General features: G+C 67.2%; 2 protein-coding genes. Both read left to right on the top strand.

Annotated features, from left to right (window positions below; all coding sequences use genetic code 11):
- Positions 1-1,180 precede the first annotated feature (1,180 nt).
- A complete protein-coding gene (locus ETD85_RS36120; protein WP_138694313.1) occupies positions 1,181-7,144 on the top strand; it encodes a LamG domain-containing protein in 5,964 nt (1,987 codons plus the stop codon).
- A 61-nt stretch (positions 7,145-7,205) separates the two neighbouring features.
- Positions 7,206-13,295: a polymorphic toxin-type HINT domain-containing protein gene (locus ETD85_RS36115; protein WP_170247019.1), complete on the top strand. Its 6,090-nt coding sequence runs from the start codon at positions 7,206-7,208 to the stop codon at positions 13,293-13,295.
- Positions 13,296-13,316 lie beyond the last annotated feature (21 nt).

Here is a 13,316-nt window from a genome sequence, read left to right as displayed (position 1 = left end):
AATCCGGCCGCACCTCGGCGACCATCCGCACCGCTCGGCGGCGCAGCTCAGCGGGATAGGGGGACTTACCTGGCATGGACTCGATCCTCTCAAGAGATCAAGTCTCCACCGGAACCGGGGCGATTCACCCGCACGATCTTCAGGTCGCCTGCGACGATCTCGTACTGCTTTCCTTTCCAGGCGGTGTTGGGCTTGGTCTTTGACCTCGGCGGGAAGCGCGGGTGAGCAGGCAATTACCGCAGGCAGGCCGTCTCGGCAGCGGAGGTGAGGTCGATCGACAACCGTCCGGCTGGTCCGCAGCGGGCCGTCAGGTGGCCCCACTGTGTCCAGTGGTAGACGACGTCGGGTTTGACGCCGAGCCGTGGGTGGCCGCGGTGACACTCAGTTCCTGCGGTCGGCGGAGTGTTAGTCCTGGTCGTGATGCTGGTGCGCGGAGCCGGCGGCCCGGATTGTGGAGACGGCTTCGACCTCGGGCGGGAACGGGATCGCCCACCGGCTGGCGGGGCCACGGCGAGCGGGCGGGTAACCAGCGTTGATCCAGGAGTGGATGGTGCCGATCGACACGCCGATGCGGGCGGCGACCTGGCGGGGCGTGAGTTCACCTTGTCCAGCAGTCCGAGATAGGGGCGGTGGTAGTACCGCAAGTTCGCGGCGCCTGCCTCGCTCTCGACACTCACCGCACGGCCGCCCGGTCGAGCATCGGGCCTGGCTGACGGTCATCCACCTGCCCCGCCTGTGCCCCCGGCCTCAACCCAGTTGAGGCTGTCAGGGGCCCACCTGAACCGACCTTGCCCGGCCACCAAAAGTGTACGGCTTGGCATCCGTCGCATGATCGAAAGAAGACAGGCTTCTCGGACTCCCCGAGGGCTGCGGTGGCATGGCACCATCTTCACTCTTTCACTCTATTGGTAAGTTGTCGCAGCAAATCCGACAAATACCACACTTCTCCTGCCAACGCTCCCTCTGAGCCTCGGCTACAGATCAACGGTGTGGCAGAGTCGTCCCGCCCGGCTGCGTCCATCCAAGATGCCGAAAGAATGGTGTCAAGCATGATCTACCTTTGAGGATGGCTCGGCAGCCGTGTTCGCCGCACTCTCTGGTGGTGCGTCCGAGTCGCCCGCGATGAAACACGTTTCCGCTGCGGCCAGCCGCGGGCTCTGTTTGAACAACTTCCTTATTCATGTACGTGGAGTTCGCCATGCCCCGGACGGGGACAAGAAGCAGGATATTCGGCCCGGTCGCCATATTGTCGCTTGTCGCGCAATCTCTATTCTTCCTTCCTCGTCCAGCCAGCGCACAGGCAACGGTTGCGTCCGGGCCGACGGTGGCCGAGGCGAGCGGCACTGCGCAGGCGATGGCGGCTGCGCGTGCGCAGAGGGCGCCAGTGGTCGTCGCCGACTTGACGACCGAGGACAGAATGGTGCGGGCCCAGCCCGACGGCACGCTCGTCGCCGAGCTGAGCCCGGGCATCGTCCGCGTGCGGCAGGACAAGGGCTGGGTCGGCGTAGACACAACCTTGGAGCGGCGTGCCGACGGCACGATTGCGCCGCGTGCCGTGTCGGTGGACCTGGCGTTGTCCGGTGGCGGCTCCGAGAAGCCGCTGGTGAGGTACGGTCGCGCCGGGAAGTGGCTGGCGTTGTCCTGGCCTGGCACATTGCCCGAGCCCGTGCTGTCGGGCAACACCGCGACCTACGCCGAAGTGTTTCCCGGTGTCGATCTGGTGATGCGGGCCAACGCCGACGGCTACGCGCAGTACCTGGTGATCAAGTCCGCTGACGCGGCCAAGCAGCCGGATGTGGCTTCGGTGCGGCTGGGAATGCGGACCAGCGGGCTGACGGTGCGCGCTGACGCGAAGGGCGCCTTGAAAGCCAAGGACGGCGAAGGCGAGGTCGTGTTCGTGGCCCCGCCGTCGCTGATGTGGGACTCCGCCGAGCGTGGCGATCTGGGTGCCAAGCGAGCTGTTGCGGCAGTGGCGGTCGATGAGAGATCTCTCACCTGGGAGCCGGACAAGAAGCTGCTGGCGGATCCGGCCACGCGGTTTCCGGTGACCGTCGACCCGCTCTGGGGGACGCCGACGCGCATGGCCTGGGCCAAAGTGTTCGACGGAGCGCTAAGGGAAGATGAGTACTGGAACGGCGGTGGCGACGGCGGCGAAGCCAAGGTCGGCAGGTGCTACAACCACGAGGGCCTCTGCTACGGGGTCGGGGTAGCCCGTTCGTACTTCCAGTACGACACGACCTTCCTTCGCGGAACGGACATTCTGGAAGCGACGCTGAACACGACCATCACCCACGGCCCGTCCTGCCAGTCGCGTGAGCACGGGGTGTATCTCGCCTCGGGGCGGATCTATCCCACCACCAACTGGACCAACAAGCCCGAGGGCGGCCTCGTCAAAGCGTTGTCGGTCGGTTCCGCCTACAGAGATTGCCTCGGATATAAGCCGGTTGGATTCAACGTGAAGGGTGGCATCCGGACCGACGACGTCTCCACGTACTTCATCAAGGCGATGGACGAGAACGACGATCTCGCCTGGCGCAAGTACGACCCGGGTGCCACCAACCTCGTCGTCCGCTACAACCGCATGCCCAACGCTCCGTACGGTCTGACCACCGCTCCGTCCCTGCGAGCCCCCTGCCGCTGGTGCGGCGGCCTCCCGTACGTCGGCGACGCCACGATCACGTTGAAAGGCAGGCTGTCGGACCCCGACAATGACCAGATTCGTCCTATCTGGGACATCTACTACAGCGGCGCGCGGGACTACCGCGACTGGGGCCCCACCCAAGGCAGCGACTCCTCGTTCAGCACGGACGTGGACCTGACCGGACACCACGGTAAGACGGTCAGCTGGTTGCTGAAGGCGAACGATGGTGAGAGAGAGGGGCCATCGATTTCGGGCCCCCCCTTCGCCGTGGACCAGCAGGGCGTGACTGTGCAACCCGGAGTGACGGGCACCCTCTACCGGGATGACAACCGGTGGCACGGTGGTGCGGGCGTGCCGGGAAATTTCACGTTCGACTCGGCCGGGGTGGCCGACATCGACCACTTCGTCTACGGCTGGAATGACCCTCCGAACCTGAGAGTGGACGCTGACGCCCTGGGCGGCAAGGCCACGGTGTCGATCGCACCACCTGCAGATGGGCCACATGACCTGCGCGTGCAGAGCGTGGACCGGGCAGGGCACCACAGCCCGATGGTGACCTACCACGTCTACGTCCGGGCCGGGAACGGCCCTTACGCCAAGTGGCCGTTGGAGGGAAACGCAGAGGACAAGGCGTTCCTCGGCACGCGTCACGGGACGCTCAGCGGGTCGGTGACCTACGCCAAGGGCGCCGTGGGTGACGGGCTGGCCTTTGAGCAAAGCGCCACACCCGGAGCCATGACCGCCGCCAACGGTGTACGCACCGACGCCAGCTTCTCGGTGTCAGCGTGGGTCAAGCTCGACACCTCCGCGACCACCACGGTGGCCAGGGCCGCAGTGAGCCAGGACGGCGCGAACTTCGGCGGATTCGTGCTCTGGTACCGGCCGGAGAACGGCGGCAGATGGGTCTTCGGCATGTCCAGGTCCGGCGACACCTACAAGGGCACCGACATGGCGTCCTCCACGTCGGCACAACTGGGCGTTTGGACACACCTGTCCGGCGTGTACGACGTGGACACCAAGCAGCTGAAACTGTATGTGAACGGCGAGCTGGCGGGTGCGGCGACGCGGACGGGCACGCCCTGGCACGCCGACGGGTCGTTGCGGGTGGGGCAGGTCAGATGGAGCGGCGCACCGGCTGACAGCTGGGTCGGCGGGGTCGACGAGGTCCAGCTCTATGACCGGGCCCTGTCGGCGGCGGAGGTCCAGGCGGCGGTGAGCGCGGACAACGTCCACCTGGGGCACTGGCCGCTTGATGAGAAGGACGGCACCACTGCGGGAAACACCGTGCCGGGCGGCCAGAGCGCGGTGCTGTCGAGCGGCGCGGCCTTCACCGCCGACCCGCAACGGGGTCAGGTCGTGGCGCTCGACGGCACCCGCGGCCACTTGAGCACTCACGGGCAGGTGCTGAGCGTCGGCCAGAGCTTCACGGTCGCGGCTTGGGTGAAGGCCAAGCAGGAGGACGGTCCAGGGGTGGACGATTCGCAGGTGGTCCTGTCCCAGGACGGCAGCCGCACCGGCGGCTTTGAGTTGCAGGCGGAAGGCGGCCGGTGGGCGTTCGCGATGTTCGGGGCGGACGTCGACGGTGGCGGTCAGGTCGACCGTGTCCAGGGCCCAGCGGACGCACCGGACTGGCGGGTCCAACCGGAGGTGTGGACCCATCTGAGCGGGGTCTACGACGCGCAGAACCAGCAGATCAAGCTGTACGTGAACGGCACCCTCATGGGCACGCTCCCGCACAAACAGGTCTGGGACGCGGCGGGACCCTTCACGATCGGGCGCGGGAAGTCGAACGGCGGCCCAGCAAACTTCTGGCTGGGTTCGGTGGACGGCGTCCGCGTCTACAGCCGGGCGCTGCCGGTCGCCGAGATCCAAGGGCTGGTCAGCATGGACAACGTCTCGGTCGGACAGTGGAAACTGGACGGCGACGTCCTGGACAGTTCGGGCAAGGCACGGCACGGCACGGTTGACGGCAAGGTCACCTGGGCCGCCGGCCAGACGACCTACCCGCAGCCGCATGACTTGGCCCTGCAGCTCGACGGTGCTCGCCCCAACGGTGTCAGCGCCGGCCATGCGCTGAACGCCATGCAGAGCTTCTCCGTGGCCGCCTGGGTCAGAGCCGACAAGAGCGGTATCGACCAGGTGGTGGCATCCCAGGACGGTTCCTTCCTCCTGGGGGCCACATCCGATGGCGCGTGGGGATTCGTGATGTACAACACGGTCACGGGTGGCACACAGGACAGAGTGACCGGAGGCGCGATCAAGACCGGTGCGTGGGCCCATCTCGTGGGCGTCTACGACGCGGGGGCCATGCGCATGGCGCTGTACGTCAACGGTGCGCTGGTGGCCTCCGGTGACCACGCCCAGACCGCCGACCTAGCGGACGGCCGCCTGCGCCTTGGCTATTGGCAAAACGGATCTTCCGCAGAAGGCCACTTTGCCGGAGCGATGGACGACGTAGCCGTCTACAGCCGGCAACTGTTCAGCGAAGAGATCAAGGTGATGTCGGGACGCGATCTGTCCCTGGTGCACCAGTGGCGCTTCGACGAGCCGGGCGGCGATGAAGCCGGCGACGCCGTCGGCGCCAAGCACGGCACGTTGGCCGGCGGCGCCGGGTACACGGCCGGCCGGGTCGGCAATGCGGTCGAACTGGACGGCGTGAACGACAGCGTCTCCACCGACGGGGTCGACGTGCGGACCGATGACAGCTTCACAGTGACGGCCTGGGTGCGTCTGCCCAGCTCCGCCGCGGATAACTGCGACCTGAGCGATCCGCCGTACTCCTGCAGGGCGACGGCGGTGAGCGTGGACGGCGACAGATCCAGCAAGTTCCGCCTCGGTTTCCTCAAGGACGACGATCAGAACACCGCGGGCGCGTGGATCTTCGAACTGCCCGAGGAGGACAAGGACAACGCGCCGGTGACCAAGGCGGCCGTCTCGGCCATCACCTCCGACTACGACTCCTGGGTTCACCTGACCGGGGTCTACGACCGCCCGGGCAGGTCGCTGGTGCTGTACGTCAACGGCGCGAGACAGGGCGAAGGAACGCTGCTCAACCCCTGGAAGCCGGTCGGCGGAGTGCAGATCGGCCGGGGCAAGGTCGACGGCGACACCGCCGAGTTCTGGCCGGGCCGCGTCGACGACGTCCGGCTGTACACCGGCGCGCACGACAAGGCCAGGGTCAAGACCCTGCACGCGTCCTATCCGCCGATCCAGGGCCCGGCCACTCTGCCCGCCGACGCGGTCGGCCACTGGATGCTCGACGAGGGCACCGGGACCACGGCGGGTGACAGCCGGAGCGGTGCCACCGCCACCCTGCACGGCGGCGCCGCCTGGACCGGCGGGCGCGGCGGCAACGGCCTGTGGCTGGACGGCACCTCCGGCTACGCGCAAACGAACGGGCTCGAGCTCGGCACCGGCGCCAGCTTCTCGGCGACCGCCTGGGCCTATACCGCCGCCCCGGGGTCCGGGCAACTGAAGAGGGGCACGATCGTCGCCCAGGACGGCGCGCGCACCAGTTCCTTCGCACTCACCTACGACCAGGCCGCGGGTCTCTGGGCAGCGGAGCTGGCCGCCGAGGACGACGACGATCCGCCCACTGTGCTCAAGTCGGTGGAACCGGCGCTTCATGGCCGGTGGACCCACCTGGCCATCGTGTACGAGGCGCCACTGCGGCAGGTCAGGTTCTATGTCAACGGCGTCCTGTCGGCCGTCCAGGTCGGCGTCTCCGTCTTCAAGGCGAACGGCCCGCTGACGATCGGCAGAGCCCTGCGCAAGGGCGTCCCCACCGACTTCTTCGGACGCGGAATCGACGACGTGCGGGTGTTCGGACGCGCGCTCAGCGACGGGGAGGTTCGTCGCGTTCACGACGACGTGCCGGCCGTCGCGTGGGCACACTACACGTTCGACGACAGCACCGCGAACGACTCCTCCTGGCGAAAAACGCACGCCACCCTGTCAGGAGGCACGTCCTTCGTGGCGGGGAAGGTCGGCCTGGCGCTGCAGTTGAACGGCTCCTCCGGCTCGGCGGCGACCTCGACGCTCGGTATCGGGATGGAGGACAGTTTCACGGTCTCGGCCTGGGCCAGACTCGACAGCACGGCCAAAACCGCCACGGTGGTGGGTCAGGACGGCGCCCGGATGAGCGCGTTCGCACTGCAATATCGAGCCGAACTGAACCGCTGGGTGTTCGGCGGATACACACACGACGCCGACGGCACCGAATTGGTCTACGCCCGCTCGGCGACGGCACCAGTCGCCGACCGGTGGACCCATTTGACCGGTGTCTACGACTACGCCACCCGCCAGCTCCGCCTCTACGTCGGCGGGAAACTCGCCGGAGTCAAGAACGACGTGGCGCTGTGGACCGCGGTGCGCGTTCTCAGCATCGGGCGCGCGAAGGTCAACGGCCAGCCCGCTGACTACTTCCCCGGGGCGCTCGACGAGGTGCGCGTCGAAAAGGGGATCGTTCCGGATGCGGAGATCGCCGAACGCGCCGCCGCCTGACCTGACCTGACCTATCGCATAAACCAGTACAGAGGGACAGATGTTCCAACAAATAGGGAATGTGCGTGCGATCGTCACCACAGTGATGGTCACGGCGCAGCTGCTCGTCGCCCCCCCTGCCGCCGCGCAGGCGGCAGGCCCTTCTGTTGAACTGCCGGAGCTGACGCCGGTGGCCGTCACCCAGCAGACGATGGGCGCACGAGGGGAGGACCAAGCCAGCCGGGAAGGCCGGAAGAACAACCAGCCGACGGGCGGCAGATGGCTGGACGGTGCCGGCGTGTCGACGGCGTCGCCGTTGTCGCCGTCCGCCTCGTGGGATGTTTCTTCGCATACCGGCGACTTCACGTGGTCATATCCGTTGAGGGTGCCACCGGCGCCGGGTGGTCTGGAGCCGAAGCTTGCGCTGGGCTACGCCTCCTCGGTCGTCGACGGCAGGACCAGTACCAGCAATAACCAGCCCTCGTGGGCGGGCGAGGGATGGAATCTGTCGGCCGGATTCATCGAGCGGCAGTACGGTGCGTGCGCCGAGGACGATATGGGAGGGACGGTCCCGCCGAAGACGGGGGACCTGTGCTGGCGCAGTGACAACGCCTTCATCTCCTATCCCGGCGGTAGCGGCAAGCTGGTCAGGAATGACGCCGACGGCGATTGGCGCCTGGAGAGCGACGACGGCTCCCGGATCGAGCGGCTGACCGGTGCGAACAACGGCGACGACAACGGTGAGCATTGGAAGATCACCACGGTCGGCGGCGTGCAGTACTTCTTCGGCTCCCGCTCCGAGTCCTCGTCCACCTGGACGGTGCCGGTGTTCGGCGACGACGCGAACGAGCCCTGCAACAGCACGTCCGGCTTCGCCGCCTCATCGTGTTCGCAGGCATGGCGGTGGAACCTGGACGAGGTCGTCGACCCGCATAAAAACATGATCGTGTACACCTACGACAAGGAGATCAACTCTTACGGACTGAACCTGCAGGACGCGGCGGTTCGCTATGTCCGGGGTGGCACGCTGAAGCTGGTGGAGTACGGCCTGCGGAAGGACTCTTCGGCTCAGGCTGCTGGGCAGGTGGCGTTCACGCCGGCTGATCGGTGCGTGCCGGACAGCGACTGCACCCCCAGCAAGAAGGAGAACTGGCCGGATGTGCCGTGGGAGTCCAAGTGCGACTCCGCGACCTGCCCGGACCAGCACGCACCGTCGTTCTGGTCGACCAAGCGGCTGGCGTCGGTCACGACGCGGGTGCTCAAGGGCGGCGAGTACCAGGATGTGGACTCCTGGACGCTGGAGCACGCCTACCCCTCGCCGGGTACGGGGGAGAAGCCCGCGCTGTGGCTGAAGGGCATCACGCACAAGGGTCATGTGGGTGGTTCCACCGTGTCGCTGCCCGCGGTCAAGTTCGAGGGCACGAGCATGCCCAACAGGGTGCACGCGGTGGACGGCGTGAGCCCGATCAGCCGTTATCGGATCACCGGGGTGGTGTCGGAGAGCGGCGGGGTGGTGTCGGTGGCCTACGCCCAGCCCGAGTGTGTGTCGGGCACGAACATGCCGGCCACCGCGCAGGCGAACACGATGCGGTGTTTCCCGGTCACCTGGGCCTTGCCCGGCCACGAGGAGCGCACGGACTACTTCCACAAGTATGTGGTCGCGCAGATCACGGAGTCCGACCGCATCGGGAGTTCTTCGGAGCAGGTCACCAGCTACGAGTACCTGGACGGTGCCGCCTGGCACTATGACACCTCCGAGTTCACCAAGGACAAGGACCGGACCTGGAACGAGTTCCGCGGTTACGGCCGGGTGCGGGTCAGGACCGGGTCGCCCGGGGACGAGTCGGGCCCGGTGGAGATGAGCGAGCAGAGCTACTTCCGCGGAATGGACGGCAACCACCGGACCGACGGAGCCAAGGCCCTGCCCGCGAAGGACAGCACCGGCAAGGAGCATTCAGATCACGACTGGCTGCGTGGCCTGCAGTTGGAGTCCATCTCCTACAACGGCGAGGACGGCCCGATCGTCTCCAAGACCATCACCACGCCGGTGTGGGCGGGACCCGTCGCGACCCGAGGATCGCTGAAGGCGTATCGGGTGCGCACAGGCAATGTGGCCACCTACACCGCGCTGGAGGCCGGTGGCTACCGCACCACGAAGATCGACTACACCTACGACGACCGCGGCCTGCCGCTCACGACCAGCGACCTGGGGGATGTCGACACATCGGACGACGACCGGTGCACCACCATCACCTACGTTCGCAACGCCAGTGACTGGCTGCTCAACCTGCCGGCGCGGCAGGAGACGGTCGCGGCCGCGTGCAAGGCCCCGGTCTCGCTACCGGCGGACGCCGTCTCGGCAGTCCGCACCGCCTACGACGGCCAGAACTTCGACCAGGCACCCACCAAGGGTGACGTCACCAAGGTGGAGCAGGCCGCCGAATGGCCCGCGTCCGGTCCGGTGTGGGCACTGGTCTCGACCGCGACGTTCGATGCCCACGGTCGGCCGTTGACCAAGAGCGACGCGCTCGGCCGTACCGCCACCACCGCCTACACGCCGATCGACGCGGGACCGCTCACCAGGATTCAGGAGACCAACGCGGCCGGTCACGTGGCCTCGGCCGAGCTCGACCCGGCGTGGGGGGAGCCGGTCAAGCTCATCAATCCCAACGACAAGGTGATGACCGAGATCACCTATGACGCTCTAGGCAGGAAGACCGAGGTCTGGCTGCCCAACCGGCCCCGCGGCAGCAACGGCGGCAATCTGAAGTACGCCTATGAGGTCAACACCGACGCCCCATCGGTCGTCACCACACAGTCCGTGGGCCCGAACGGGGTGTATGTCACCAGCAAGACACTCTATGACGGGTTGATGCGGGAACGGCAGACGCAGACGCCCACCGATGGCGGCCGGCTGCTGACCGAAACCCACTACGACTCCCACGGCCGCGCCTTCCAGAGCACACAGCCGTACTTCAACGACGCCGAAGTGGACGGCAAGCTGTGGTCGGCTCTCGACACCGACGTGCCAGGGCTGTCGCTGACCCGGTTCGACGCAGCCGGGCGCACGAGCGAGGAGGTCTTCCAGGCGGGCGCCCAGGAGAAGTGGAAGACCAGCTACGCCTACGGCGGCGACCGAGTGCACGTCACCCCACCGCGCGGCGGCACGGCCACCACCACGATCATCGACGCCCGCGGCCAGACCACCGAACTGCGCCAGCACCACGACGCCACCGCCACCGCCACCGCCACCTTCGATGACACCACCTACACCTACACCCAGGCCGGCGCGCTGGCCACGACGACCGACCCGGCCGGCAACGTCTGGCGCAACACCTACGACCTGCGCGGACGGCTGATCGAATCGCTCGACCCGGACAAGGGCAGATCAGAAAGGACCTACGACGCGGCCGGCCAGGTGGAGACCGTCACCGACGCCCGCGACGTCACACTGACCTTCACCTACGACACTCTGGGCAGGACAACGGCCGTCTGGAAGGGCCCAGCCACCGGAACACCGCTGTCGCGGTGGACCTACGACACCGCCACCAACGGCAAGGGCTACCTGGCCTCTGCCACCCGCTACGACGGCGACGGCAAGGCCTTCATCAACGAGGTCACCGGCTACACCAAGCTCGGCCTGCCCAGCGGAAGCAAGCTCACCATCCCGGCCACGCCGCTGACCCAGACGCTGGCCGGCACCTACACCACCACGGCCAAGTACAACCCGGACGGCAGCCCCGATGCCCGCGTCCTGCCCGGGATCGGTGATCTGCTGCAGGAAACCGTGGACTACTCGTACGACGACCTCGGCAAGCCGACCACGCTGCTCGGCAGCTACGACGACGGCACGGTGGATTACGTCAGTAACACCGACTACACCGGCTACGGCGAGGTGGAGCGCATCCAACTGGGCGAGGGCGAGCAGCGCGCCTGGGTGTCGCGCTACTACGACACCAGCACCCGCCGCCTGAAGCGGGTGATCGTCGACGCCGAGGTCCCCGCGCCCATGCAGGCCGACATCGGCTACACCTACGACCCGATCGGCAACCTCACCGCCATCGCCGACACCCCCAAGGACAAGCCCGCCGACACCCAATGCTTCCGCTACGACCACCTGCGGCGGATGACCGAGGCGTGGACACCTCGTACCGGCTGCGAGGCCGACCCGAGCGTCTCGGCGCTGGCCGGGCCCGCCCCCTACTGGCACTCCTTCGCCCTGGACCAGGTAGGCAACCGCCGCACTGAAACCCAGCACTCCGCCGGTGGAAACACCGTGCGCACCTACACCTACCCCGCGGCCGGCGCCGCCCAGCCGCACGCCCTCGCCTCGGTGATCACCACGGCGGCCGCCAAGACCACCACGGACGGCTACCGCTACGACGCGACCGGGAACACCATCCAGCGTCCGGGCCAGCAGCTCCGGTGGGACGCCGAGGGACGACTGGCCGAGGTCACCTCGGGAGACGGCCGCACCCAGTTCCTCTACGACGCCGACGGCAACCGGCTGATCCGCCGCGACCCCACCGGCGCCACCCTTTACCTGCCCGGACAGGAACTGCGGCTGACCGACGCGACCGGCGGTCTCACGGCCACCCGCTACTACACCCACTCGGGCACCACCGTGGGGATGCGCGACGCCGGCGGCCTGACCTGGCTGTCAGCTGACCATCAGAACACCATCCACACGGCGATCGACGCCGACAACCTGAAGGTCACTCAGCGTCGGCAGACCGCGTTCGGCGCCCCCCGGGGGGCCGCGGCCGCTTTACCCGGTGAGCTCGGTTTCGTCGGAGGGACCGTCGATGCCTCCACGGGGCTGACCACCCTGGGCGCGCGCCAGTACGACGCGGCGACCGGTCGGTTCCTGTCCGACGACCCCATCACCAACACCGCCGACCCGCAACAGATCAACGGCTACGCCTACGCCAACAACAGCCCCGTCACCTACAGCGACCCCGACGGGCTGCTCCACGACTCCTGCCCGGACGGGGTGTGCAGCGGCGGCGGCCAGGGAGCCCACCAGAACAGGGCCAACAATCCAGCCGACACCTACAACCCGCCTGCCAATCGCGGCTCGAACAACACGGTCGAGGGCGGCCCGTGCGGAGCGCGTCCATGCTGGAAGTACGAGGTGGCCTTCGTTCCCAAGAAGTACCACCGCGAAATGGAAGACCACCCCGCCGCGGCCTTCCTGGCCGAGGTCACCGGGCTGGCGGATGCCGAGAAGTGCCTGAGCAATCCCGGCTTCGGGGATTGTGCACTCGCGTTGGCCGGGATCATCCCCGTCGGCAAACTTGTGAATGGCGGCGGCAAGCTGCTCAAGCAGGGGAAGAGGGCCGAAGACTGCCTCACCAACAGCTTCACCCCGGACACGATGGTGCTGATGGCGGACGGCAGCCGCAAACCCATCGACAAGGTACGGGTCGGCGACAAGGTCCTGGCCACCGACCCTGAGACCGGAAAGACCGGCCCGCGCGAGGTCACAACCCTGATCAGCGGCGACGGCACCAAGAACCTGGTACAGATCACCACAGACACCGACGGCGACCAGAAGCAGGCCAAGGGTGTGGTGATCGCGACCGACGGCCACCCCTTCTGGGTAGCCGACCTCCGCAAATGGGTCACCGCCGCCGAACTCCGCGCAGGCATGCTCCTACGCACCAGCGCCGGCACCTACGCCCAAATCACAGACGTCCGGGCATGGACCGCCAGCCAGCGTGTCCACAACCTGACCGTCGACGACCTGCACACGTACTATGTGGTTGCAGGTGCCACGCCGGTATTGGTGCACAATTCCAGTTGCCCACCTCTCCACACGGTGGGCGGCCCGAGGGTCCGTCCCGGGAAGGACATCGACGTGGATGCAGATGGCTTCGTAAATTCGCCGACCTCCGCACAGTTGGAGGCCTTGGACGTGCAAGGTCTCTCAACGTTCAATACGGCGGAGAATGCCAACCGGTCCGGATTGAGAGGACAGCTCCGTACTCCGACGGGCCCCCTTCCAGACGGGCTGGGTGTCATCGCCGACGGTAGTGACGTGGGAGGTCCGCGCGCTGTTGGCCATCACACCTTCTATCCCACGCGTCGAATGCCGTTCGATGAATACACCGGACTGATCACGGGAATGAATTGGGTGAATGTTGGCGTGAAACTCCCGCTAAAGAGATAGGGCTCGCCGGAATGGGGAAGT

Source organism: Nonomuraea zeae, assembly GCF_005889725.1.
GTDB lineage: Bacteria > Actinomycetota > Actinomycetes > Streptosporangiales > Streptosporangiaceae > Nonomuraea > Nonomuraea zeae.
The sequence above is the reverse complement of the archived record's forward strand: the minus strand, read 5'-3'. Positions and strand labels throughout refer to the sequence as shown.